Source organism: Methanobacteriaceae archaeon, from assembly GCA_030656015.1.
Classification (GTDB): Archaea; Methanobacteriota; Methanobacteria; order Methanobacteriales; family Methanobacteriaceae; genus UBA349.
Genome location: JAUSNX010000004.1, coordinates 515,376 through 540,804, shown reverse-complemented (window position 1 = coordinate 540,804; position 25,429 = coordinate 515,376). Strand labels below are relative to the sequence as shown.

Annotated in this window: 22 protein-coding genes and 2 tRNA genes; 10 read left to right on the top strand and 14 right to left on the bottom strand. The window is 33.9% G+C overall.

The window, feature by feature from the left end; all coding sequences use genetic code 11:
• Positions 1-1,054 precede the first annotated feature (1,054 nt).
• The 5 genes from Q7I96_05820 to pscS all read left to right on the top strand — a co-directional run bounded on the left by Q7I96_05820 (position 1,055) and on the right by pscS (position 9,855).
• Positions 1,055-4,786 (top strand): VWA domain-containing protein, encoded by a 3,732-nt coding sequence (locus tag Q7I96_05820; protein ID MDO9627125.1) that lies wholly within the window; start codon positions 1,055-1,057, stop codon positions 4,784-4,786.
• 399 nt (positions 4,787-5,185) lie between these two features.
• Positions 5,186-6,235, top strand: coding sequence for a hydrogenase formation protein HypD (gene hypD, locus Q7I96_05815; protein MDO9627124.1), 1,050 nt, complete (start codon positions 5,186-5,188; stop codon positions 6,233-6,235).
• Between the two features lie 93 nt (positions 6,236-6,328).
• Positions 6,329-7,024, top strand: coding sequence for a phosphoglycolate phosphatase (locus tag Q7I96_05810; GenBank protein ID MDO9627123.1), 696 nt, complete (start codon positions 6,329-6,331; stop codon positions 7,022-7,024).
• 314 nt (positions 7,025-7,338) lie between these two features.
• Positions 7,339-8,640 (top strand): TldD/PmbA family protein, encoded by a 1,302-nt coding sequence (locus Q7I96_05805; protein ID MDO9627122.1) that lies wholly within the window; start codon positions 7,339-7,341, stop codon positions 8,638-8,640.
• Between the two features lie 75 nt (positions 8,641-8,715).
• Positions 8,716-9,855 (top strand): O-phospho-L-seryl-tRNA:Cys-tRNA synthase, encoded by a 1,140-nt coding sequence (pscS, locus tag Q7I96_05800; protein MDO9627121.1) that lies wholly within the window; start codon positions 8,716-8,718, stop codon positions 9,853-9,855.
• A 103-nt stretch (positions 9,856-9,958) separates the two neighbouring features.
• On the opposite strand, the gene Q7I96_05795 is transcribed toward pscS, so the two are convergent.
• The 7 genes from Q7I96_05795 to Q7I96_05765 form a co-directional block, all read right to left on the bottom strand.
• Entirely contained in the window at positions 9,959-10,417 is a 459-nt protein-coding gene (locus Q7I96_05795; GenBank protein ID MDO9627120.1) for a GyrI-like domain-containing protein, read from the bottom strand.
• Positions 10,418-10,624: 207 nt separating this feature from the next.
• Positions 10,625-11,143, bottom strand: a complete 519-nt coding sequence (locus tag Q7I96_05790; protein MDO9627119.1) for a hypothetical protein — start codon at positions 11,141-11,143, stop codon at positions 10,625-10,627.
• A 230-nt stretch (positions 11,144-11,373) separates the two neighbouring features.
• Positions 11,374-12,858 (bottom strand): TrkH family potassium uptake protein, encoded by a 1,485-nt coding sequence (locus Q7I96_05785; GenBank protein MDO9627118.1) that lies wholly within the window; start codon positions 12,856-12,858, stop codon positions 11,374-11,376.
• Between the two features lie 323 nt (positions 12,859-13,181).
• The gene (locus tag Q7I96_05780; protein MDO9627117.1) at positions 13,182-13,628 is read right to left on the bottom strand and encodes a universal stress protein; all 447 of its coding nucleotides are present in this window, start codon (positions 13,626-13,628) and stop codon (positions 13,182-13,184) included.
• A gap of 375 nt (positions 13,629-14,003) precedes the next feature.
• Positions 14,004-14,489: a TIGR00288 family NYN domain-containing protein gene (locus Q7I96_05775; protein MDO9627116.1), complete on the bottom strand. Its 486-nt coding sequence runs from the start codon at positions 14,487-14,489 to the stop codon at positions 14,004-14,006.
• 290 nt (positions 14,490-14,779) lie between these two features.
• Positions 14,780-15,550, bottom strand: a complete 771-nt coding sequence (locus Q7I96_05770) for a carboxymuconolactone decarboxylase family protein (GenBank protein ID MDO9627115.1) — start codon at positions 15,548-15,550, stop codon at positions 14,780-14,782.
• 118 nt (positions 15,551-15,668) lie between these two features.
• Entirely contained in the window at positions 15,669-16,358 is a 690-nt protein-coding gene (locus tag Q7I96_05765) for a class I SAM-dependent methyltransferase (protein ID MDO9627114.1), read from the bottom strand.
• Between the two features lie 226 nt (positions 16,359-16,584).
• Here Q7I96_05765 and Q7I96_05760 point away from each other — a divergent pair, with 226 nt between their 5' ends.
• On the top strand, positions 16,585-16,986 hold the full coding sequence (locus Q7I96_05760; protein MDO9627113.1) for a hotdog fold thioesterase: 402 nt from the start codon (positions 16,585-16,587) through the stop codon (positions 16,984-16,986).
• Positions 16,987-17,099: 113 nt separating this feature from the next.
• Here the strand turns inward: Q7I96_05760 and Q7I96_05755 are convergent, their stop codons facing one another.
• From Q7I96_05755 to Q7I96_05745, 3 genes are all read right to left on the bottom strand, one after another.
• A complete protein-coding gene (locus Q7I96_05755; GenBank protein ID MDO9627112.1) occupies positions 17,100-17,594 on the bottom strand; it encodes a tetratricopeptide repeat protein in 495 nt (164 codons plus the stop codon).
• A 237-nt stretch (positions 17,595-17,831) separates the two neighbouring features.
• The gene (locus tag Q7I96_05750; GenBank protein MDO9627111.1) at positions 17,832-18,290 is read right to left on the bottom strand and encodes a GyrI-like domain-containing protein; all 459 of its coding nucleotides are present in this window, start codon (positions 18,288-18,290) and stop codon (positions 17,832-17,834) included.
• Between the two features lie 119 nt (positions 18,291-18,409).
• The gene (locus Q7I96_05745; protein ID MDO9627110.1) at positions 18,410-18,883 is read right to left on the bottom strand and encodes a GyrI-like domain-containing protein; all 474 of its coding nucleotides are present in this window, start codon (positions 18,881-18,883) and stop codon (positions 18,410-18,412) included.
• A 224-nt stretch (positions 18,884-19,107) separates the two neighbouring features.
• Here Q7I96_05745 and Q7I96_05740 point away from each other — a divergent pair, with 224 nt between their 5' ends.
• Genes Q7I96_05740 through Q7I96_05725 form a run of 4 tightly spaced genes read left to right on the top strand, consistent with a single transcriptional unit; the run spans position 19,108 to position 22,171 of the window.
• Positions 19,108-19,668, top strand: a complete 561-nt coding sequence (locus Q7I96_05740) for a TetR/AcrR family transcriptional regulator (protein ID MDO9627109.1) — start codon at positions 19,108-19,110, stop codon at positions 19,666-19,668.
• 59 nt (positions 19,669-19,727) lie between these two features.
• A complete protein-coding gene (locus Q7I96_05735) occupies positions 19,728-20,231 on the top strand; it encodes an aldo/keto reductase (protein ID MDO9627108.1) in 504 nt (167 codons plus the stop codon).
• A complete protein-coding gene (locus Q7I96_05730; GenBank protein MDO9627107.1) occupies positions 20,228-20,950 on the top strand; it encodes an aldo/keto reductase in 723 nt (240 codons plus the stop codon). Before Q7I96_05735 ends, Q7I96_05730 begins: the two co-directional genes overlap by 4 nt.
• Before the next feature lie 12 nt (positions 20,951-20,962).
• Entirely contained in the window at positions 20,963-22,171 is a 1,209-nt protein-coding gene (locus Q7I96_05725; protein MDO9627106.1) for an aldo/keto reductase, read from the top strand.
• A gap of 125 nt (positions 22,172-22,296) precedes the next feature.
• Here the strand turns inward: Q7I96_05725 and Q7I96_05720 are convergent.
• From Q7I96_05720 to Q7I96_05705, 4 genes are all read right to left on the bottom strand, one after another.
• Positions 22,297-22,381 (bottom strand) — tRNA-Ser (locus Q7I96_05720).
• A gap of 340 nt (positions 22,382-22,721) precedes the next feature.
• Positions 22,722-22,806: transfer RNA gene (locus Q7I96_05715), tRNA-Ser, on the bottom strand.
• A gap of 234 nt (positions 22,807-23,040) precedes the next feature.
• Complete coding sequence (locus Q7I96_05710; GenBank protein MDO9627105.1) at positions 23,041-24,423, bottom strand: MATE family efflux transporter; 1,383 nt, start codon at positions 24,421-24,423, stop codon at positions 23,041-23,043.
• Between the two features lie 259 nt (positions 24,424-24,682).
• Entirely contained in the window at positions 24,683-25,384 is a 702-nt protein-coding gene (locus Q7I96_05705; GenBank protein ID MDO9627104.1) for a class I SAM-dependent methyltransferase, read from the bottom strand.
• Between the last annotated feature and the right edge of the window lie 45 nt (positions 25,385-25,429).

The window sequence follows — 25,429 nt, the reverse complement described above, 5'->3', positions numbered from 1 at the left end:
TGTTGTTCTTCATAATTAGAAGTTAAGAATTACTAATATATATAGGCTGTCTATTTATAAAAAAACTGCTATAAAATTACTGCTCCTGGCCTTCCTGTAGAAAAATAATAAGAGTAGCCTATCCCAGGTCGCATTACTAAATACATCAAAGAATATGAAAAAAAGGGGAATATTATCTCAAATGTCAGAAAAAGATTAGACTAACTAATTATTCATTGGCAATTTGTTCGATTATGTCCATGAGCTCAGGATACTATTTAATTGTTTTAAAAAGTAATTTGATAGTTCAATTGCCTTTTCAATCGTTTTCTAGCTTTCTTTTATATTTTAAAAAATAAAGATTAATCTTCCTATCCCTCAATTTAATACCCTTTTCCTCTTCAGCATCTGCTTCCAAGATAAGTTCATCTGGTGTTTTACCAATTAATTCACAAAAGTTTTTAAAGCAATTAAGATAGGCTTTTAGACTTGATTTTTCTAGATCTTTTCTTAGTACTCATAAGTCAATACGATCTTGGGAGGCAACATCAAATTTCATACTAGAATCTCCTTTAAGTAATATTTATTATTGTATTACTAATATATTTTATAGCATTATATTTCGTGTTTTTCCTTGCCACATGTTCGTTAAATCTACATATGACGAACTTGATTATTTCTCTAATTTATTTCTCTTAAATATGAATAATTATTCTCTAATTTTTCTCGAGAATTATTAATATGATGTACAATTATGTGCATCGGATTGTGCTATTTGTCTGAAATTTATTTTTAATACAAATATATTGGCATTATATGGTTTTCTTATTAATTTATTTTTGAATTCGCTTAAATTTTATTAATATTGCTTTATTTTAAATTAAACATTTTTTAGATAATTTCTAAAATAATTATGAATTGTTCATTTAAAAAGTTAATATGTTAGAAATTATTGGCCAATATAGAAAAAAACATGATAAATAATTACTTATATTTCTTAAGTCCATATATTCTATGTTAATCGCAATATAAAGGAGGTGAAAAATTGAAAAAAAAATTGAAAAGGGGGGGAAAAGTGAAAAAAAATTTGATTATAATGAGTTTATTCATGGTAATCATGGTGCTTTTTATGGCTGGATCAGTATGTGCTCAGCCTGTAGAAGCAAATAAAACCGCCCAAGTAACCGGGGTTGATACAGCCACGGTTAACATAGAAGTGAATGGATCCAGTGATTCAACCCGACTTCCTGCTGATGTGGTTTTTGCCATAGACGCTTCTGGAAGTATGAGTACCAGTGACCCCACAGGTCTTAGAAAAACTGGAGCCATCAGTTTCATAAATCAAATGAACAACACCACTGATAAAGTGGGTGTGGTTAATTGGGCTAATATAATAAAACAACAGCAAGGTTTAACCAGTAACTTCACTCAGGCTATTAATGTAGTGAACCAGAACACTCCTGGAGGAACAACAAATGGTGCTCTGGCAATGCAAACATCCATTAATATACTCAGCTTATCATCACTACCAGCTAATCAAAGGAACATCATCTTACTAACAGATGGAGAATTTAATGCAGGTGGTAATGCTACACTCAATCCAGATCAAATGGCTATATTCTATGCTACTCAAGCAAAAAATCTTGGATACAATGTCTATACCATAGGTTTAGGACCGGATGTTAATCCTACTGTATTAACACAGATGGCATCTGTTATCAACGGCGTGCCGCAATATTATTTTGCCAACAATGCCTCAGTCATAGAAAGCATCTATAACCAGATATTCCAAAGCATAACCACTCAAGCTAAAAATATCACTGTCACAGATGTTGTACCCAACTACATGACCTATGTAGGAGCTACCATTGTCCCCACAACCAATGTTTTAAACCCAGATGGTACCAGAACCTTAACCTGGTTTATACCAAGTCTAGGACAAGGACAAAACTGGAACGTAAGTTACAATTTAATGTCAATGAAAAACGGATTCAACATTCCCACTAATTTAATAGCTAACATTACTTACACAGACCCACATAACAACACTGGAAACTTAACATTACCCATACCTCTAGTAGACTTCCCAGCAAATCTTAATGTGACCAAACATGGAACTCCTGAGCCAATTTGGTCTGGTAGTTTATTATCTTACCACATGACTATACAAAACGATGGTCCACATACTGCCTGGAACGTGAGCTTTTTGGACACCATACCTCCAGTTTTAACTAGTGGAGTACAATACTCTTTGGATAATGCTAACTGGAATCCATACACGTCCGAACAGAATGTACCTCTTGGAAACCTGTCTGTTGGTCAGACTGTTACTTTCTGGATTAGAGGTATTGTAGATATAAATGCCCCAGCCCCAGGTACTATCACCAACACGGTTAATGCATATCTTAATGGAACATTCAATAATAACGCTACAGCAAACAACAATTTAATCCCTGCTGCAGATTTGGCCATAATAAAAACAGCCAACCAGACATCAGGATTAATCTCTGGACAAAACGTAACATTCACCCTAACAGTTACAAACCTAGGACCCAACAACGCAACGAACGTAATGGCATACGACCCCATTCCCACAGGAATAGCATCATTTGGTGCTGCAACTCCTAGTCAGGGAACTTGGGATCCTATTACTGGAATATGGAACATAGGAACTCTGACAGTTGGTCAAATAGTGACTCTTGTATTTAATGTCACCATAAATAATACGTTCATAGGAAACATAACCAACATCGCCACCGTCAACGGAACTGAATTCGACCCCAACCCACAGAACAACCAGGATTTAGAAGTACTTTTCGTCGAAACCCCATATGTACCCACAGCAGATCTCACAATCAGTAAAACAGTTGACGAACCAACACCAAATTATGGAGATACAATCCATTTTACGGTGATTGTGTTCAATGCAGGGCCAGATGCTGCTCAGGATGTATTGGTCACAGATGTATGGCCAAGTGGGCTGATTTTCGTATCCTCAACACCAGTACCATCTTTAATAGTAGGGAACATATACACCTGGAATTTAGGAACTCTGGGACACGAACAATCTGCAACAATTAATATAACTGCAATAGTAAATGCCACCGGATTAATAACCAATTTCGTGAATGTAACATCAACCACCTTTGATCCGCACCCTGAAGATAACAACGCAACCGCTAACGTGACTGTGGAACCATCAGCTCATGTTGTATTAAACAAAACAGTTAACAATCTAATACCAGATTATTGGAGTTTAGTGACGTTCACCATCACCGCACTTAATACAGGTCCAAACGATGCCCAAGGTGTGCAAGTAACAGATATATTACCAGCTGGATTGACCTATGTTTCATCTATATTTACACCAGGAACAACATATGATTCAAATACTGGAATATGGAATATAGGAACATTATTAAACGGCACCTCAGCATTCCTGAACATAATAGCTAATGTGACTGGAGTAGGAACCATAACCAACTGGGCTAGTGTGACCAACCAGACAACCTTTGACCCATTACCATGGAGCGAAGACAACGAAACAATAAATGTACCTTCAGCATCTATCTTTACTCTTCATAAAGAGTGGAGAGCAAACCAAGACGGAACACCAATAAACACAGCACAATACCAGGATAATGTCTGGGTAGTCTTCAGTGCAACAAATCTAGGCCCTAGTTTTGCTACAATCACTCTAAGTGATGCTCTACCAGCAGGATTCGTACCAGATAGTTACTGGCAATATAAATGGGATTCAGGAAGCTGGATTAATGTCCCTAGCCAATGGATAGGGAGTTGGCTCGCATCTATTGATGTAGGCCAAACATTATGGGTAGCAATACCTGGACAGATAACCGTAGCCAATACTACACTAAACAACATAGTATACCAAACATCACAAACCAATTACAACCCACAATACCCACAAGGACCACCATACGGTAACGCAAGCGCACAAGTGGACATACCACTACATTCACACGTGGTAATAACAAAAACGGTGAATAATTCTACTCCAAACTATGGAAGTACAATTATATTCACAGTAATAGCACATAACAACGGACCAAATGATGCATCAGGTGTGCAGGTAGTAGATAACTTACCAACAGGACTAGTATTCGTTTCATACCTATCCTCACAAGGAATATACAACTCCACAACAGGAATATGGAACGTAGGAACATTATTAAATGGTACAAACGCAACTCTAAACCTAACCGCAATTGTAAATGCAACAGGGGAGATGATTAACTGGGCTAGCGAAGCCAATGCTACTATAAACGTACCAAAAGCAGCAGCATTGTATCTGGTAGTCAATACCACTACACAATGTATAAGAATTCCAAACAATGTGTTGATACAATTCAAACTGGGAAATAATGGACCCGATACTGCAGAAAATGTAGTAGTCACATGGGTGGTTCCAAAAGGAATGAAATTTGTCAGTGCAACCCCGGAATCAGGTTATGGAACTGCAACTTATGATGCAGCTACCAGAACGTTAACTTGGAATGTAGGGGATGTACCTATAAGTGATCCCTACTTGAATATTCTTCTGACCCTAATTGAACCAGGAAAATATTTGATTGATCCATCAGTGGCTTCAGATACATTTAATCCAACATCTACTAATATAACACCAGCAGATGTCTGTGCAATATCTACTAATGGAACTAATGGAACCAACGGTTCTAGTGGCAATAACGTCCCTATGCAAGATACAGGAGCTCCACTAGCTTTACTGGCAATTGCAATATTGTCTATAGTCGCAGGAATAATAATGCCCAAAGGAAAAAATTGATTTCGGGGTAAAACCCACTTTTTTTATTTTTTTGAATAATATGACAATATTGTTTATTAGAATATTTTAAATAGATTTTTTAATTGTGTTTTTCAATTAAATGATTAATATGCTTTTTTTTTAGACTTTTGATTTATTTAAGATCCATTTGGATAAATTTCTGAACTGGATCATTTGGAATACAAATCAATAAAAAAAACTTTAATAAAATCTTAAATGTTAGCAATACTCAGCTTATTTTGTATAAACTTATTTACTCAATTAGCATATAGTAGCATAACTATAATTAAATCAGTTAAGATTCTTTATAATATTCAATAATTAATGGGGATTATCTGAGTCTTTTTGGCCCTAATTAATTGTCCTCTTTATTATAATTGAAATAAGTAAGGTGAAGCCATGAAAAACTTATCCAGGGAAATTGTGGGAAGGATTGAAAAAATATCCCAACCAGTAAAAATAATGCACGTTTGCGGATCTCATGAACACACTATAATGCATCACGGAATCAGAACACTACTGCCTGAAGAAGTAGAAGTAGTGGCAGGGCCAGGTTGCCCAGTTTGCTGCGTACCTGCTCGTGAAATTGATGAATGTCTCCAACTAGCTGAGAAAGGAGTAACCATAACTACCTTTGGGGACATGCTCCGAGTACCAGGTTCTAGAAGCTCATTGGCTGAGGCCAAAGAGGATGGAGCTGATGTTAGAGTAGTTTATGGGGTGAATAATGCGGTGGAGATTGCTCAAAAAATGGACAATGAAGTAGTATTCATGTCCGCTGGATTTGAAACCACGGCTCCTACCACGGCTTCAGAATTACTGGCCGGACCGCCAGAGAACTTTTCCATACTTTCTTGTCACCGAATGATTCCACCAGCACTCCAATTTTTGATTGAATCTGGTGAAGTGAACTTAAATGCACTGATAGAGCCAGGTCATGTTGCTACTATCATAGGTACTAAACCGTACGAACCATTTTCTGAAAAATATGGAATACCTCAAGTGGTTGCTGGATTCAATCCATTGGACATTCTTATGGCGGTTTACATGATACTGAGACAGATTAAAGCCGGAAAAGCAGAAGTACAGAATGAATACAAGCGTGCGGTAAGGGAAGAAGGTAATTTAAAGGCCCAGAAAGCTTTGGACGATGTATTTTACATAACTAGTAGAGAATGGAGAGGATTTCCAGAAATTCCTGACTCAGTGATGGAAGTACGAGATGAGTTCTCCCAGTTCAATGCTCGCGAAAAATTTGACATAAAAGTTGAAAGAGTAAAAGAAGCACCTACTGGTTGCATATGTGGCCCGATTCTCAGGGGAGTCGCCCGACCAGAAGAATGTAAGTTATTTAAGGAAGAATGTACTCCAATGAATCCTATTGGGGCTTGTATGGTTTCTAAAGAAGGTACTTGTAATATTGCCCATCGTTACAGTTCTTTTAAATAATCTTTACATTTCAATAAATCTTAAAAATTAAACTTAAAACAATCTTTTTTATTTTTAACTTTTTTAATTCATCTAAAATAACCGGAGAAAAAAATGAACTCTATTAAAGCCATTGCCTTAGATATTGATGGAACAATAACTGATCACACTCGTAAGGTATGTATAAGTGCTATTGAGGCCATTAGAAAGGCAGAAAATGCTGGAATACCAGTTATCATAGTCACAGGTAATATTTTATGCTTTACTAGGGCAGTTTCTGTATTTTTGGGTACAAGTGGCGGCTTGGTAGCTGAAAATGGTGGTGTGATTCTTTCACAGGGTCGGATGAAGGTTCTAGGTGATATTAGAAAGGCAGAAAATGCTTATGATTACTTAAAAAATCAATCTGAAACCCGGGAAAAAGTGGAGAGAGTTCCTTTTTCTGAAATGAGAGTATCTGAAATAGCTCTTTTTAGAAATATATCTGAAAATATAATTAAAGATGTTTTAAATGGTCAGGATGTGGAAATATATGATACCAAGTTTGCCCTACATCTAACTGACCCTATGGTAAATAAAGGTTCTTCCCTGGAAATTGTGGCCAATGAAATGGGTATTAAAACCAAAAATATTTTGGCTGCCGGGGACAGTGAAAATGATATTGATTTCTTAAAGGTAGCCGGCCATAAAGTGGCGGTGGCCAATGCCGATATTGAATTAAAAGAAATTGCAGATTATGTAACTAAAAATCCCTATGGTGATGGTGTGACCGAGGCCATTGAGCGTTTTGTATTATCTGATTTGTCTTAATAAATTTATTAATTTATATTTTATTCTAAAACGAAATTTTATAGCTTATTTTAATAAATAGTGTTATTTAAATTATTACTTTTAAATTTATTATAACCAAAAATAAACTGTTTCAAATAAATAAATCATATTAATTAACATAATAAATTAAAGAAGTATATTAAAGAAATATAATAGTGAGTTTCATATTCACGTTTATATTAAAGAAGTATAATGAAAATTATTTATTCCAAGGGCATTTATAGTTCTAATAATCGTGGAACTATTGATTTTTGGATTTTTAGATTATAATTCAAATCAGGGAGTTTTAAGAGATGATGGAAAGTATAGCGGAGCAGGCCCTTAAAAAGGCCCAAAAATATGCGGATATAGTGGAAATATTCGTTGAAAATGAACAATCACTTCAATTAGACTTACAACTAGATCATATAGATTTTGCTAAAGAAGATTCAACAATGGGATTGGGAATAAGGGTCATTATTGACAGTAAAATGGGATTTTCATACACTTCTGATCTTGAAGAAATTGAAAGTGCGGTTAAACGTGCTGTTTCTAATTCAAAAGCTAATGAAAAGGATGAAAACTTTGTTCTAGCAGAGCAGGGGAATTATTCGAACATTAAAGGAACTTATGATTCAAAATTTAATTCTATGGAAGTGGAAGACGCTATAAATTTTGCTCAATCCATGTTGGATAGTGTAATGGAGGAAAAATGCGAACCGACCTCGGGCGGATTTTCCACCGGTCTTGCAAAATCCTTTATTTTAAATTCTAATGGTGTGGAATGCAAAAATATTTCCACGGGCTTTGGAGGCTACATTGCAGTTAATGCTGAAAAAGATGGGGAAAAATCAACAGCGTATGATTCGGTATCTTCCTGTTTTATGGATATTGATCCTGAAAAACTAGCTAAACAAGTATGTCAAATTGCTAAAGATTCTATAGGTGGAGAATCTGTAGAAACCAGGGACATGGATGTTGTACTGGATTATCATGCTGCTGCAGGCCTTTTAGGGACTTTCATCAGTGCTATAAATGCAGATAATGTTCAAAGAGGCAGATCTATATTAGCTGATAAAATTGGTGAAGAAGTATTTTCTTCAAATGTTAGTATATTTGATGATGGTACCTTGGAAAATGGCCTTTTATCATCTCGCTGTGATGGGGAAGGAACACCGTCAGAAAAAACGACTTTAGTTGAAAATGGTATTTTAAAAGGATTTATATACGATTTATATACGGCCCATAAAGGAAAAACTTCCAGTACTGGAAATGGTAGTCGTTCCTTTGCAGAAACTCCATCTGTGGGTCCAAGTAACCTGGTTTTAGAATTCACAAAACAAAGGGATTTATCTGAATTAAAAGATGCTATTTTAGTAACGGATGTTTTAGGGGCACACACAGCTAACCCTATCTCTGGAGATTTCTCAGTGGAAGCCAACAATGCTTTTATAATCAAAGATGGTGAAATAAAGGCCCCGGTTAAGAAAGCAATGCTATCTGGAAACATTTTCGACTCTTTAAAATCAGCAGAGAAAATTAAATCTCCCGTGAGGCAGTATGGTTCATTTGTAATTCCTAAAATTCTGGCTCATGATTTGAGGGTTGTTGGATAACTAAGGATTATATAATCCTTAAAATTAATTATTTTATTAAATTAGCTTATTAATTGTTTAAATAGTGGTGATAATATGGAATGTCAAAATTATGGCCTTACTCGGAGTGTGGAACGGGAAAATCTGAACTTAAACCCCCTTCAAAGGGGAGGAGTTCTTTCGGCAGCGGCTAGAGAGGCACTTTATGATTTTGGTGATGGATACAGTGTCTGTGATTACTGTGCTGGACGATTAGATGAAATTGCTAAACCCTCTATTGGAGGATTTTTAGAGGATCTGGCCAAATTTATCAATGTTGATGCAGTGAGAACCGTTCATGGGGCAAGAGAAGGTAAATTTGCGATAATGCATGCTTTATGTGATAAAGGGGACACCATTGTAGTGGATGGAAATGCTCATTATACTACTCACCTGGCGGCAGAGCGTAATTCTTTAAATATAGTTGAAGTTCCGAATAATAGTGGCCCTGAATTTGAAATAACTCCTGAAAAATATAGGGAAGTTCTAGAAAATGCCATTGATGAGAAAGGTGAAATAAAATTGGCCCTTTTGACCCATGTAGATGGCGATTATGGGAATTTAACTGATGCCAAAAAAATTGGAAAAATTTGCCAGGATGCTGGTGTCCCACTGGTTTTAAATTGCGCTTATTCCATGGGAAGGCTACCTATTGATGCTAAAGAACTAAATGTTGACTTTGTAGTGGGAAGTGGTCATAAAAGTATGGCTGCATCAGGCCCTATTGGAGTTCTGGGGATGAAAGAAGAATGGGCTGATAAACTTCTTGAAAGATCTTCCAGACATCAAAAAAAGGAAATTGAGATGCTTGGATGTACCAGTAGGGGCGCTCCAGTGGCCACCTTAATGGCATCCTTGCCTCATTTAGTTGAACGAGTAAGTAAATGGGACGATGAAGTCCAAAAGGCCAGAAATTTTGTAGAACAAATGGAGGAAATTGATGGGGTGGTACAAGTGGGTGTGCGGCCTACTAATCATGATCTGGTGAGATTTGAAACACCATTCTTCCATGAAATTGCTCAAAAACACTCACGAAGAGGATTTTTCCTTTATGAAGAACTGAAAAAACGCAAAATTGTGGGAATAAAGCGTGGCCAGACCGAATGGTTCAAATGCAGTGCTTATGGTATGAGTCAAGAGCAAATAGATTATATTGCTGATTCATTTAAGGAAATAGCTAGAACTGCTTTGGATTGAGGTAATTGTAGAATAAAAATAGAATGAATATAAAAAATTAATTAAAAAGGATTTTAATTAATGTTATTAATCCCAACTATTTTATTTTATTTGCTTTTTATAATTATCCCATTTTAATAACTGGAAATTGGACTTCAGTAACTAATTCATTGACTGAAACATCCTCTGGAGAGTTGTAATATATTTCTTTTGGTGAACCAATAACATCGTATTTATTAATCATTACAAACTCTACCATGGCCTTATAAACGTCTGGTAAATCACTGTAAGGCCCTTTATATTTGGCTGAAATAACAGTATGCTCTGGTATGGTAGCTATAACAATTCGGGATGTCCCCTGGATTTCGCCCAGTACTGGAAATCCAATATCATAAGTAACCTTTTCAGCATCGTCCTTGGGACTGGTATAATAAATCGCAAAAGGGGATCCTGCAACCTGAATCGCATTATCTTCTATCCAAGCGGCTATTTCATTTATAAGGTCTCCCATATCCTCAACAGGCCCTATATAATTTATTAAGGCATGTTGCTCTTCTGCCACAACTTTTTCTTCTATTTGCATTAAAATCACCACCTAATATTGATTTGTAGTATGAAATAATGTATAATCAAGCCTATGTTTTTAGACTATACCTTATTATTTGTAATTTTTTTATTTAAAGTAAATTACTAAACAAGTTTTCAATATTATACACTTTTCACTGATATTAATAGCTAAATCATACTACTTTTTCCCAGCAAAAAATTATTAGTATTTACTTATTTTAAACTATTTTGAAATTTTTAATGTTTTCAAAATGTTTAAATAAGCGTCTTCGGTCTGATTAGCGACTGATGGAGGACATACATACTCAACTATGTACATATAGTTTCCACTGTCAATGGTAGCGATTTTATTGGCTACAGTTGGACCATTTCTAGTGTATTGCATTACATTGTAATCATTTACTTTCAGGTTACTAACTGAAGAATTGGATGAATTCAGTATAGAAACCTGTAAACTAGTTGCATTAAACCCAGTTCCACCAATTTTTTGCATTTGAACTATTATAAACGCTTCTTGATCAGCACCGGACGCATTTTTTATTTGTTGGGTATAAACTACTTGAGAAAAAACAGTATTATTAAAATCACCCACGGCCTGGTTCTGGGACCATCCGCCGGGTATCTGGAAAAAGACATCGCCTTGGTCAAAATCACTGGTCCAGGCGTAGAAATAAAAAATACCTCCACCTACAATGGCCAGTATAACTATAATTAAAACTATTGGCAGTAAATCAGACTTCATAAAAGCACCTCTTATCCTATATTTTATTACTCAAAGTATTTATTTTAGGTGCATTTTTAGTATTTGACAATTAAAAACAATAATCAAATAAAATAATTAATTGAAATAATTTGATTATTATTACAAAATAAGACAGATTTGATTTTATTAGATAAAACTGAATATAAATTGTTATTTTTACTTTTAAGAAATTAAAAATAGAAAAATAAAATAAAATAAATCCAGATACTTTATCTTCTGGAAATATTTTTAATGGTTATAAATGCTAATAAAAGCACAGGCCATATTTCTAACCGTCCCATCCAGAAATCAATGATGAAAACAATTTTCACCAGGGGGGGAGAGCTGGCAGTCAGCAATCCGCTGGAAAGGCCCACATTACTCAGGGCAGAGGCCACTTCAAAGATTACTTGGGAAATATTATTGTAATAAAGCAGAACTAGGATTACACTGGCAATATAAACTACGAAATAGGTAAATACAAATGCTCCAACGAATCTTAACACATCATCAGTTACCTTTAATTCACTCACGTGGTGAATTTTCTTGGGGATTATGGCTTTGCCGGGTAATATGAATGACTTAACCTGCCAGACCATACTTTTAATTAGTATTCCAAATCTCAGCCATTTAATACCTCCACCTGTAGAACCAGATCCGGCACCAATAATCATTAGTAAGGTGATTAAAAATATGCCTAAACCAATCCATTGTTTAAGAATATCTGGATAGAATGCAGTTTGCAGCCCAGTGGTGGTTACCGCAGATACTACTTGGAAAAGGGCAAATCGAAGGTTTTCCAATAGGCCAGAACCGTAAATATGGTTTTTAAGCAACATAAATGTAACCAGGATGGTGGCTATGATTATCAGACTGTAGGCCACCTTGGTTTCTATATCCTTAAAATACTCCCTCCAGTTACCTTTTATCACCGTAAAGTGCAGGGCAAAGTTGGTGGCTCCAATCATCATAATAATCATGGCCACAATTTCAATCCAAACATTATTGTAAAATAGAATACTGGTGTTGTGCATTCCAAATCCACCAGTGGATAGTGTAACAAATGTTTGGAAAATAGAATCAAAAATAGGCATTCCGGCTAAAATAAAGAGAATTATTCCCAGAACGGTGAATCCGGCATAAATATAAACAATAACACGAGTAGTATGTTTTACACTAGGAAGTAATCTTTCTTCACGACCTTCTGCAATATACAAACGCATAACATCGGCCCCAGTGGATCTTAAAAGAGCTAAAACCAGAAATATTATTCCTAAACCGCCGAGCCATTGGGTAAATGCGCGCCAGAAGTGTATGGTATAAGAAACTACATCTAAATTAGGGTACATACTGAAACCAGTGGTGGTAAAACCTGACATGGCCTCAAAATAAGCATTAAGATATGATAATTCTCCAGAAAAATAGTAGGGCAGTGCACTCAGAGCGCATACAATCAGCCATATTAAAGTTGAAAAAACCATGGCCACTTTAAGGGTCATGCTTCCTTCTTTTTTAAACAATTTTCTGCTTATGGCACCAAATAACATGGTAACTATAGATGCAGATAAAAAAGGAACTATATATTGAGGTTCATGATAAATTAATGAAATTATAATTGGTATTAGAATGGCGATCCCTAAAAGAAGACATACATCGCCAGTATGATGCATAATAGTACTTATTTCTTTTTTACTAATTCGATTTATTTGTTGCATGTTTTATCCCCATTTATTCATAGGCATCACATTGATCAGTTTTTAATTTTAAAGTGATTTTTCATCGAACTGATTAGAAATTCATTATAATCTACTAAAACTGTTCATTTTTCTTATTTTGAAGAATAAATGCCTAATTTTCTTTTAGGCATCTATCTAATTCACACAGTATGAACTCAGAAATATATAAATCTTGTGGTCGATTAACTGATATTTTTCATATTTAGTAGATATTGGCCTTATTTGGGGATTTAAATGACTTAATGGGATTAATAGTTATCTTAGTGTTAGAAAAAGTAAGTTTAATTAAAAATAAGGCACAATTAACGTACAACTAATACGGGGCATGTTGCAGACCTTAAAACTTTTTCAGCCACACTTCCCAGTAAGAAACGGTCTAAACCATGTTTTCCAGAATTTCCCATAATTACTAGACCTATATCTTCTTCTTTGATGGTTTCTAAAATAGTTTCTGAGGGACTACCTACCTTAAGTTCGGTTTTTAATGTTATATTTTCACACGAACCATTGCATTTGTGCATTTCTAATTGCTGAGTAAAACTGTCCAAGGCATTTTGTCCTTCTTTTTTCATTACATCTTCCATTCTTTCAATCAAGTCGCCTTCAGGCAACGTTTGAATGTAAGAGGTTTCAATTACACTCAAAACAGTTATATTTGAACCAATTAATTTTGCAAGCTCTATCGCATGTTCACCTGCTTTTTTTGAATATTTGGAACCATCTGTGGTTAATAGTATATTCTTATACATTTTTTCACCCCTTAACTGACTAATAAATTAATAACTGATAATATGGATTTAATCGACTTAAACCTTAAGATAATTGTTTTATCTATAAATGGGCCCAGTACGAACTAAAATACCAATTATAATCACTTTAATCAAGGACGAGGACTCCCAGAATGATGAGCATGTTTTATACCTTTCTCACTTTCTTTTTTCAAATCCTTTTTATTAGTCATTATAATAAATTTGTTTTAAATTTTATTTATAATTGAGTAAAAAGAGGATAAATTAAATGAATATAAAAAAATAGTATCTAATTAATATGAAATTGAAGAGAAATTAAATAAAAAATTAATAATATTAATCAAAAATTATATTTAAAATAATAAAATAATTAAATTAATCTTTGCAGCTGTTTTCACCATTTAAAACAATTGTACTGTCTGCAGCGTTTTTTAAAGCAATACTAAAACCAGGTTCGGCCCCGATTACTATTGTTTCTTTACCATTCTCTTTAGCAATATTAATAAGTGGCATAAACTCGGCATTACGGGTCATAAGTGCCAGTATGTCAATATTGGGGTTGTAAATCAATTCATAGGCCTCTACTGCCATTTGAACATCCACGTCTCCCGCCACCATCATGGGAGAAAAACCCTGGTTAACTATGGCTTCAATTAATTTATCAGACGCATATTGATTTAAAAGAACTTTAGCTACTTTTAAACTACCATTTTCTTCTAAAAGTTCTTTTATAAAGTCTAAATTAAGACAAAATTCTTTTCTGAGCATGTTTGGCCCATCAACCAGCAAGCCCACATTTTTATCTCCTGCCTTTTTTGTTTTAATGGGTAAATATTCTTTAAATGAACCTAATCTTTCCATATAATCACCTAATATTATTAATAACTATTTTAAATCATGATTTATCTTTAAATTAGTATTTATGTGCAGTTTTCCCAGTTTAATATATTAATTATATTAATATACAAACATTTTACTTTATTATTCTTGGTTGGAATTATACTAACTTCAACACTATAAATTCAACTAATTATTTTTATTACATTTTGTAGTTTAAATAAATTTGCCAAAATCAAGCCCAAATTTTACAAGATTTTTCTTGATTTTATTTAAATAACTAAAATAATAGAATTAATATATAAATAAAATGATTATAATTCTTTAAAAACATTTTTGGCTACATTTAATCCATTTATGGCTGCTGGAAATCCTGCGTAAACGCTCATCAGAATCATAGTTTCTATTATTTCTTCTTTTGTCAGCCCAATACTTAATCCTGCTTTTACATGAAATGCTAATTGGCTCTGGGCCGTTCCCTTAACGGTAAGTGCAGATATGGTTGCAATTTGGCGAAAGCTTGCTTCAAGATTTTTTCTGTTGTACACGGAACCATAAGCATGTCCAATAATATAATTTACCATATCTGGTGCTATTGAATCTAATTTTTCCTTCAATTCCTGAATATGACCTTCTTCCAATTTTTCTAACCATTTTGTTCCGGTTTTAAATCTATTTTCATCTGAATTTTGAGAAACAGGATTAAATTTAATACCTCTTTCATAAATCACTTCTTTTAATACGGTTATTCCATTTATAGCTGCTGGAAATCCACAGTAAACTGACATCTGAATCATTATTTCTACCAGTTCTTCAATAGAACAACCCACATTAATGGCCCCATTTATATGAACTTTTAATTGGGGAGCTGCATTTCCCATTGCAGTTAGTGCGGCAACCACTGCAACCTCTTTTTGCTTTAGGGAGGTCCCTGTACGGGAGTAAACATCGCCAAACTCGTACTCAATAATGTATTGGCCTAAATCTGGTGCGATTTCATTCAAACTTTCTACTACTGCCTCTCCTGCACTACCATCAACTTCTTTAAGCTTTTTCCAGCCTATTTTATATCTTTCACTTTCCATGAATGTCCCTTCTTTCTTAATTGCAAATCAAATTTTAAACTATTAATTCAAATTTCAATTAATAGATATTTAAATAAATAAAAATTTTATTTATTAAAACGACTTTAAAGATCTAATTTTATTTTATACAATAAAAACCGGCCTGCAGGTAGGAATACCATAAAACTTCCACGGTGGAAAATCCAGAATCTCTTAAAACGGCCAGATGGTCTTCAATAGTTATGGGAAAATATTCAACATCAAATCTAGCCAAATGCTGATCTATTTCTTCTTCATCTTTTCCATGTTCCAATTGGAAGTTCTTCCAGTAACTTTTTCCGATCCCTATTCCTTTTTTAGTGAGTGGCCGAATATTTTCAAAGGTTATAAATGTTCCATTTTCTTTTAAAGTATCATAACAAACTTCAATGGCATTTATCCTATCTTCGTATGATAAATAATGGTGACATTGAATGGCCGTGATCACATCGGGTTTATTTTCTAATTTTTCTTGGAATTCTTGAGTTGTTGATGGATTAAGAAATTTAACACGATCTTTTTGAGCAGATAATTTTGATCTGGCATTCTCCAGCATTCCTTCGGAAGGATCCAGAAGCAAAAATTGAGTATCTGGGAATTCACTTAAGGCTTTTCCAATTAGAGAACCAGTACCGCAACCGGTATCCATCCATATTTCTGGAGGTGAAGGCAGTGATTTAATTAAATTAATGGTTTCCTGATGATATGAATCATAATATGGTAGTGTATTTATCACATGAGCATCATAAAGGTCGGATTGGTAGGGAGTGGTGTTGTCGTGCTTTTTCATATTATCAACTCATATATTTACTTATTTATTTAATTAATTTAAGCTATAATTAAAATAAAGTTATATTTGGATTAGTATTCAGTATAGATTATTCTTAGAATCTTAATAATTAATATTGTTTAGGAGTTATATATTAAATTACATTATAAAATACTTGCAATTATCGAATTATTAAATTTTTTTAAATAAATTTTTATCTTATATTTAAACTATTGAGGAATTAATAATGGAGCAAATAAAAAAATATTTTCAAAAAGATAAATTTGCCAAGTTTAATGGCATAGAAATCCTGGAAATAAAAAAAGGATGGGCTAAAGTCAAAATGGACATCACAGAAAATCATTTAAATGGTGTGGGAATTGTCCATGGAGGTGCTATTTTCACCTTGGCTGATATGGCCTTTGCTGCTGCGGCCAATTCACATGAGAATATTTCCGTGGGTATAAATGCTACTATATCCTATATGAATGCTGGAAGAGGAAAAATCCTACTGGCAGAGGCCCAAGAAGTTTCCAGAAATCCTAAATTATCATCTTATACGGTTAGGATAACTGATGAAAAAGATGATTTGGTGGCTATTTTCCAGGGAATGGCCTATATAAAACGAGAAAAAATTGATTTTTTATAGATTTCAGGGATTTTAATCTTTTTAAATTCATAATTATGATAATATAATCTATAAAAATAAGAATCTGGACATATAATGTGATAAAAATAAAATTAATTAATATATATACGATATTAATCTGCTGAATTCTTTTCTTTTAAAACAATACCTCGGAGTTCCTGCGCTTCTTTAAAGTTTTTATCTTTTTTAACTGCCTTTTGAAGCAATAATTCCGCATATTCGTAGTTTTTAAGATTGTAAAATCCTTTGGCTTGTAGATAGAGTCCAAATTTGTAGAAATCGTCTTTTTGTGAATATCTTTTCAAAAAAAGCTCAAGCGTATCTACTGACTCTTGGTATCTTTCTAACATTAAAAGAACGTAGCCTTTGTTATATATTACCATGCTATCCATAGGATTAAGGGCCATAACATGTTCAAAGCAATCTAAAGCTTCAGGATACTTTTTAAGACTTAAAAGAGCTATACCCTTATTATTCCAGGCTGGAGAATACTGTTCATCCACTTCAAGTGCTTTATCAAAAAATACCAACGATTTTTCTATTTCTTCTTGTCCTAAAAATGCCATGGCCTGATCATAATACATTTTTACATCATTAACTTTCATCATTTAAATACACTCCAATTAGCTTTGATAAAATATATTCATTAATTTTAATGTTTTAAATTATAAACTTAAATTATGGTTGTGTTGAATAATTAGTTATAGTTCTTTCTTATTTATAAAAAATATGATTTTTAGAATATATACTCTGATTTTATTAAAAGTAATTTTTAGTAGTCAAAAATAAGAAAAAAGCAAAATTAGATGTTTAATTAAAAAATTATTTAATGAAATTTCATGATTCTATTTTTTCATTACCGGAAACTGAACCTCAGTTAAGAGTTCGTTTTCATCGACCTCATTGGGATCATTGAAGTAAATCTCAGTAATAGGCCCTACAATATTGTAACCATTGGAAATTGCATATTCTGCTACTGCGTGAATAACCGGGCCAACATGGGTATAGGGGCCTTTATGTATAGCTGCAACTACCATATGTTCGGCTATTGTCTTAGATTTTATTTTTTCATCTTCAGGTATATTTCCGGCAACTGAAAAACCTATTTCATATATTAATTCTTCTTCAGGAACTTCTTCTGGACTGTTATAATAAGTTCCATATACTAGGCCAGTCATTTCCAGGCCTTTATCCATTACCCACATTCCTAACTCCTGCATGTAATCGGGAATTTTTAGATAACTGCCTTTACATTCTATATAAACTACTGTGGTTTCTTCAAATTTTTTCTCTGTTATCTCCATTCAAAAACCTCCACATAATAATTATTTATAAATTTGTAAATGCTCATTAATCAAGTATATCTATTATTTATTTTATTATTCTTATCTTAACAAATCAAATTTTTAAATCAGTTTATTTCTTAAATTACTGGAAATTGGACTTCGGTTAGCAATTCTTCTGCCGAGGCCATTTCTGGGCTGTTTAAATATATTTCTTTGACGGGGCCCACTATTTTTAGATTATTCTGGATCGTGTATTCGTATAAATCCACATAAACTGATGATGCTTCACCATATGGTCCTTTAAATACTGTGGAAACTACTTGATGTTCGGAAATTGTCTGTAAGTGAACTTCTTCATTATCTAAATCTTTTAGACTTTCTTCCTCTATTTTTCCTTCAAACCCAGCCCCTACTTCCCATTCTAATTCATCAGGAGTCACTTCTAAGGGAGAATTATAATATAGTCCATAGACTGGATACTTTGGTTCCAGGCCATTTTTTACTAGCCATTCAATTACAGCCCCTAAACAGCCTGGAATTTTATCATAACTACCAATTTGATAAATAAATGCTACTTGATGCTCTGGAACTGTTTTTTTCTCTATTTTCATTGTAGGATTCCCTATTTTAGTTAATAATGGATTGTAATTTTCTAATTAATTATTCATAATATTGCTATAAGGTTCATGAACTATTTTGTGGAAGAGTACATGAAAAGTATTTCAAGTAAGTAATTCTATTTTCAAAATTTTTAAATAAATAAATAAATATAAATACTAAACTGACTAATCAGTCTATATTAATTTGAATGAATTATCTATTATAAGGTGAAAATTTGAAGGAAAAAGAGCTGCGAATTCTGAATGCATCATTAAAACTATTTGTAGAGAATGGATTTCATGGAACATCAACTGCAGTAATTGCAAAATCTGCGGGTGTGGCCACAGGAACATTATTTCACTATTTTAAAACCAAAGAAGAGTTAATCAACAGATTATATCTTTATTCAAAAGAGTCGATGGTAGGTGAAATTGCTGGCCATTACAACAGTAAAAAGTCATTTAAGGAAAATATAAAATATTTATGGATATCCCTGGTTGATTTTGGAATAAAAAAACCAGAAATGTTTCAATTTATTCTTAGTTTTCACTGTTCTCCATATATAACTTCTTTAACCAAAGAAGAGATTGAAAATCGCTTAGAAATGGCCTTAGAAGCATATGCTGTAGGTTTGAAAAAACATGAAATTAAAAATGTTTCTTATGAATTGATTGTGGATTTTTTATGGGGCAGTATCGTGGCTACAGTAGGACATATTGAAAAATATCCAGAAAAAGCAAGTTCTAACATTAAAGAACAGGCTTTTGATCTTTTTTGGGATGGAATTTCGAGGTAATAAATATTTTATTATAATATTCAACTAACAAGTCAATCTACGTTAAAAGAGGTAATGGAATGTTATATCGTGAAATAGAAAAAAATGGTGATGAACTTTCTGTTTTAGGTTTTGGTGCAATGAGATTGCCAACCAATAATGGTAGGGCAGATGAAAAAAGGGCTACAGAACAGATCAGATATGCTATAGATCATGGTGTTAACTACATTGATACGGCCATAGCATACATGAATGAACCATTGGTTGGTAGAGCACTTGGTGATGGATACCGAGAAAAGGTTAAAATTGCAACGAAACTTCCACCGTGGAATGTAAATAAGGCAGAAGACATGGAGAATATTTTTAAAGTCCAGCTGGAGAATTTTAATATCAATTATATTGATTATTACATGTTACACGGCCTTAATCATCCTGGATGGGAAAAAATGCTGAAATTTGGGGCACTGGAATTTCTGGATAGATTAAAATCTGAGGGGAAAATAATCAATGCAGGATTTTCATTCCACGGAGATAAAGAACTTTTTAAAGAAATTGTGGATGCATATGATGGGATTTTTGCATGATTCAATATAATTATCTTGATGAAAAAAATCAAGCAGGAAAAGAAGGTTTAGAATATGCAGCAGAGAAAGGACTGGGAATAATAATTATGGAACCATTTAGAGGAGGCAATTTGACAAAAAACATACCCTCGGAAGTGGAAGATATCTGGAATCAAGCGGAAATAAAAAGAACACCTGCAGAATGGGCCTTACGATGGATTTTAAATCATCCAGAAGTTACATGTGTACTTTCAGGGATGAATGAAGAAGAACATATAAAAGAAAATCTTCGAATTGCAGATGAAGCATTACCTAATTCTTTAAAATCAGAAGAATTAGAGTTGGTGGAAAAAGTTAGAGATAAATATAGGGATCTGATGAAAATAGGATGTACCGGATGTCAGTATTGTATGCCCTGCCCTGCAGGAGTAGATATAGCTCGGTGTTTTGAATTCTACGACAGCACATATATCTTTGGAAATAAAAGAATGAACCAATTGCAATATGCTTTGGGTCTAGGAGTTTTCCATGAAGGTGCTTATGCATCTAAGTGTATAAAATGTGGAAAATGTGAAAAACACTGCCCTCAGGATTTACCTATTATGGATCTTTTAGATGATGTATCGGGGGATATGGAAGGTGTTTTAACAAAAGTCGTGCCTCCAGTATTCAAATTTTACCTGGCGATTAATGGAAGAATAATGGGAAGAAAAGCAAAGAAAATAAGTAAAGACAATTAACAGGCTGATACAATGCAATATAGGAACATTGAAAGAAACAATGATGAAATTTCAGCACTTGGATTCGGTGCTATGAGGCTTCCAACTAAAACAGGTCGAATTGATAAAGAAAGTGCAAAAGAACTGATTTATCATGGGATAGACAATGGAATAAATTTTATTGACACTGCATTTCTCTATCACGGAGGTGCAAGTGAATCATTTTTAGGAGAAATCCTGAAAGACGGATACCGGGAAAAGGTGAAGCTCTGCACTAAAATGCCGTCATGGTTTATTAATAAATATGAAGACATGGAAAAATATCTGGAAATACAACTTGAAAAGCTTCAGACTGACTATATTGATTATTATCTAATCCATGCGCTGGGTAAAGACAGTTTCGAAAAACTTAAAGATCTGGGAGTTCTGGAATTTTTAGAAGATGCCCGTGCAAAAGGTAAAATAAAAAATATTGGATTTTCTTTCCATGACAATAGCGAAGTCTTTAAAGAAATTGTAGATGCTTACAACTGGGACGCGTGCTTAATTCAGTACAATTATTTAGATGAAAAAAATCAGGCCGGAATTGAAGGTGTTAAATATGCATACTCCAAGGGAATTGCAGTATTCATTATGGAACCATTAAAAGGAGGTATTCTCGCGGGAGATGTACCTGAAGATGCGCAAAAAATATGGGAAAAAGCTGATATTAAGAGAAGTGCAGCAGAATGGGCTTTGAGATGGGTTTTAAACCATCCAGAAGTTACATGTGTAGTTTCTGGAATGGGGGAATTAGATCAACTTAAAGAGAATATTAAGGTTGCAAAAGACACACTATCAGATTCAATAACTGCAGATGATCTAAAACTCTATGATGAAGTTAAAGGAGTTTATGGAAATCTCATGAAAATTGACTGTACTTCTTGTGGTTACTGTATGCCATGCCCGGTGGGAGTGGATATACCTGAATGTTTCAGCATATATAATTACAAATACATGTTTAAAAAAAGAGGAGCGTCTTTTATGTATTTACAACGTTTTGGAGGCATATTTGGCGGAGATGAATCGCATGCAGGGCTTTGTATTAACTGTGGAAAGTGTGTGAAGATGTGTCCGCAAAAACTAGACATTCCTGAACTTTTAGGGGATGTTTCAGAGGAACTTGAAGGAAGAGGATTTAAATACAAAGTAAAATTTATGGGGAACGTGGCTATGCCTCTTATAAAGCTTTTCTATCACTGAGTCATAAATTATCCCGGAAATCTAATAAATCCTGAGGTGCAGGGCCATGACTATTTTTAATTAGTGAAATGGATTTTAATATTTTAATCCATTCCAAAAAAATAAATTATATAAAAAAATTTAGACGCCGAGACCGGGATTTGAACCCAGGGAGAGCGAATGCTCACAGGATTTCGAATCCTGCGCCTTACCAGACTAGACTATCTCGGCAATTTAGAAATTGATAATTCAATATTAAACTTCTTTTTATTAAACACTTATGTAAAATAGGCCTTATTTCCAGAATAAAAGTCTTTTCCTGTTCTGAACTTTAAATAATATTTGCTGTTTATTTATTATTTCTATAAATACATGATTTAATCATATCCCCTTAACCGATAAGATGATGATCTAGAATTAAATAGGGAAATTGAACTGATTTCTAGATTACATTTAAAGAAATAGAGTATCAATCAAAGTTCTAAAAAAATTTATAAAATAGTTGATGAAATAGAATAAATTTAAAAATCAGAATTAATAAATTGGCCGATCTGTTTTTTAAAGAATTGAGCGCCGGGACTGGGATTTGAACCCAGGCGGAGAGAATCTCCACAAGATTTCCAGTCTTGCGCCTTACCAAGCTAGACTATCCCGGCATAGAACAGCTTATTAAGGTTTGGGTTCATATTATAAAAAGATTTTGATTAGTTTGTTAATTATAATTAATGGATAAAATAATTAAATTATTATTAACTCTTGTCAGATTAGCTTTTAACGATATTATCTGAAAGTGGTTAGAATTCAAAATTTTGCAATATGGGCTATTTGGGAGTTTAATCTAGGCCTGATTTTCATATATTATTGAAACTACTAATCCAAATCCACTAATTTTAATAATTCTTTTTAAGGCCTTTGATGTAATAATTGGCCCATAGATAGGCCACAATACATCCCAAACCTCCACCCACAACTATTGCCCACCATACTCCTTGAGATCCCATATTTAATACAAAAGCAAATAGATATGCAAAGAATGAAATGAAAACTACTTCTCGTAGCACGGTAAGTATCAGTGAAGTAATTCCTTTTCCCATACCTTGGAAAACTGAACTGGCAGTGATCCCCAGGGGAACTGTTATATAGAACAGGCACATCACCTGTAAGAACGCAGCAATATCTGGGGCCATGAAAGCACTCTGGGAGGAATAGGCAAATATGCTGGCAATATTTTGAGCAAAGATATAGGTGAGGACACTTGTGACTAAAGCAATTCCCACCCCTAATTTGGCTGAGTAATGGAGGGTTTTAGTAAGATTTCCGTATTTTCTAGAGCCGTATGCTACTCCAGAAACAGTTATGGCTGCAGTTCCAATCCCTATGGGTGGAATCATGGCCATCATCACTACTCTCCATCCGGCAGTATAAACGGCCACTGCCTCGGCTCCGCCGGTCATGACCAGGACTAAATTTAATACTATGCCTAAAATTGACATTACAAATGACTCGGCACTGGCGGGTAGACCAACGGCCAAAATATTTTTTACTACTTTCCAGCTTGCTTGGAAATCTTTCCTGGAAAAAGAAACATAAGTATCTCTTTTTAGAAGTAACCAGTAGATCATAAAGATACAGGAGAGGCCAGAGGAGAGAACCGTAGCCCAGGCAGCCCCACTAACTCCCCATCCAAAATAATAGATAAATATGGGGTCTATAATTATATTTAAGATGGCAGTGGCGGCCATGGCATACATGGGTCTTCTTGCATCTCCTTCTGCCCTTAAAATACCAGATGCTACACTGGAAAATATGATGAATATTAAACCTCCAAATATGACCTGCCCGTACTGAATGGCCAGATCCAGGGTTTCACCTACCCCCATGGCCAGAAGAATACTGGGGAGAAATATTAAGAGAACTGCAGTTAAAAATACTGAAATCACTATGGTGAGAATTATGGAGTGTGTGGCAGCATTATCTGCACCTTTTTTATTCTTTGCACCTATACAACGGGAAATTAATGATGCTGCTCCTGCCCCCAGGCCATTACCCAGTCCCATGACTATCATAAATAGTGGGGTGACAAATCCCAGAGCTGCCAGAGCATTAGGCCCTAAACCAGCTACCCATATACTGTCTGCTAAATTATAAGCCATGATTAAGAGCATGGAAATAATCATAGGAACTGAAAGCATACGTATGGCTTTTTTAGGGTCTCCAGTTATAGTGGAGATTCGTTGATCCATATCACTGGTGGGATTTTCATTAGAACTCATTATTTTCTCCATAATAGTATATTATTAATCATATGGTATTTTTATATTATGAATGAATATATTAATGCGTAGTTTGATATTTAACTGCAATAAAAGCATTATTTTAATAAAAAGGAGTTAAATTAATTAGCATCCTGAAGTAAAATAGAGATTTAACTTTTATTTTAAAGAGTAATAAACTTTTGGGTGAAATAGTTAAAATAATAGTATTTTTCTCCACCCATAAAAACTATTTGAAAAGTTCTGAATTATTAATAATTCATTTTTTAGAACAAATATATGTTAAAAAATTTCCTTCTATTATTTTTGAGTTAATTGAAAAACCTGTTTTTTCAAATAAACCATCCATAATCCAGTCATAGGTACTGAATTCCTCTTTAATATGGATTAAAGTTTCATGGGCCATGGAGTCTCCAGCTGCACAACGAAGATCTTCAATAATACTATTAATGACATTTTCATGGTCTTCAGGATCAAATGTAAATACCAAATCGGAATAATAAAGTTTTCCGTCGGCCTTTAAAATGTTGGCCATCTTAAGCAAGGCTATGGATTTCCAGAAATCAGGAAGGTGGTGTAGGGCGAATTTGGAAACTATTTTATCCACAGCTTCTCCTTCGTGTGAATAAGTTAAAAATCCGCCACAATGGATTTCAATATTGGTAATATTCTGCTTTTCGGCTTTTGTTTTTAAAATATTTAGCATTTCTGGAGATAAATCTACACCGATAACTTTTTTAGAATATTGGGCCAGATTTAGGGCAATTTCACCAGTCCCACAACCAAAATCAAGCACTACATCTTCTTCGGTTATTTCTAACTTCCCTACCATATCTTCTGCTTCGGCCTGGAAATCCCTGAACTTTTGGTGCTGATTATCGTATTTTTTGGTGATTTCAGAGTCTGAATAATCTACTCCAATTTGTTTTTCGCTAAAGTACCATGAGGGATTGTTTTTCATATTAATATTCCTTATCAGTTTTTTTTAAACATAGTTTATATATGA

What these genes read in the sequence shown, in the direction of transcription:
- hypD (MDO9627124.1), top strand. Translation starts at nt 5,186, where the DNA reads ATGAAAAACTTATCCAGGGAAATTGTGGGAAGGATTGAAAAAATATCC.
- Q7I96_05810 (MDO9627123.1), top strand. Translation starts at nt 6,329, where the DNA reads ATGAACTCTATTAAAGCCATTGCCTTAGATATTGATGGAACAATAACT.
- Q7I96_05805 (MDO9627122.1), top strand. Translation starts at nt 7,339, where the DNA reads ATGATGGAAAGTATAGCGGAGCAGGCCCTTAAAAAGGCCCAAAAATAT.
- pscS (MDO9627121.1), top strand. Translation starts at nt 8,716, where the DNA reads ATGGAATGTCAAAATTATGGCCTTACTCGGAGTGTGGAACGGGAAAAT.
- Q7I96_05795 (MDO9627120.1), bottom strand. Translation starts at nt 10,417, where the DNA reads ATGCAAATAGAAGAAAAAGTTGTGGCAGAAGAGCAACATGCCTTAATA.
- Q7I96_05790 (MDO9627119.1), bottom strand. Translation starts at nt 11,143, where the DNA reads ATGAAGTCTGATTTACTGCCAATAGTTTTAATTATAGTTATACTGGCC.
- Q7I96_05785 (MDO9627118.1), bottom strand. Translation starts at nt 12,858, where the DNA reads ATGCAACAAATAAATCGAATTAGTAAAAAAGAAATAAGTACTATTATG.
- Q7I96_05780 (MDO9627117.1), bottom strand. Translation starts at nt 13,628, where the DNA reads ATGTATAAGAATATACTATTAACCACAGATGGTTCCAAATATTCAAAA.
- Q7I96_05775 (MDO9627116.1), bottom strand. Translation starts at nt 14,489, where the DNA reads ATGGAAAGATTAGGTTCATTTAAAGAATATTTACCCATTAAAACAAAA.
- Q7I96_05770 (MDO9627115.1), bottom strand. Translation starts at nt 15,550, where the DNA reads ATGGAAAGTGAAAGATATAAAATAGGCTGGAAAAAGCTTAAAGAAGTT.
- Q7I96_05765 (MDO9627114.1), bottom strand. Translation starts at nt 16,358, where the DNA reads ATGAAAAAGCACGACAACACCACTCCCTACCAATCCGACCTTTATGAT.
- Q7I96_05760 (MDO9627113.1), top strand. Translation starts at nt 16,585, where the DNA reads ATGGAGCAAATAAAAAAATATTTTCAAAAAGATAAATTTGCCAAGTTT.
- Q7I96_05755 (MDO9627112.1), bottom strand. Translation starts at nt 17,594, where the DNA reads ATGATGAAAGTTAATGATGTAAAAATGTATTATGATCAGGCCATGGCA.
- Q7I96_05750 (MDO9627111.1), bottom strand. Translation starts at nt 18,290, where the DNA reads ATGGAGATAACAGAGAAAAAATTTGAAGAAACCACAGTAGTTTATATA.
- Q7I96_05745 (MDO9627110.1), bottom strand. Translation starts at nt 18,883, where the DNA reads ATGAAAATAGAGAAAAAAACAGTTCCAGAGCATCAAGTAGCATTTATT.
- Q7I96_05735 (MDO9627108.1), top strand. Translation starts at nt 19,728, where the DNA reads ATGTTATATCGTGAAATAGAAAAAAATGGTGATGAACTTTCTGTTTTA.
- Q7I96_05730 (MDO9627107.1), top strand. Translation starts at nt 20,228, where the DNA reads ATGATTCAATATAATTATCTTGATGAAAAAAATCAAGCAGGAAAAGAA.
- Q7I96_05725 (MDO9627106.1), top strand. Translation starts at nt 20,963, where the DNA reads ATGCAATATAGGAACATTGAAAGAAACAATGATGAAATTTCAGCACTT.
- Q7I96_05710 (MDO9627105.1), bottom strand. Translation starts at nt 24,423, where the DNA reads ATGAGTTCTAATGAAAATCCCACCAGTGATATGGATCAACGAATCTCC.
- Q7I96_05705 (MDO9627104.1), bottom strand. Translation starts at nt 25,384, where the DNA reads ATGAAAAACAATCCCTCATGGTACTTTAGCGAAAAACAAATTGGAGTA.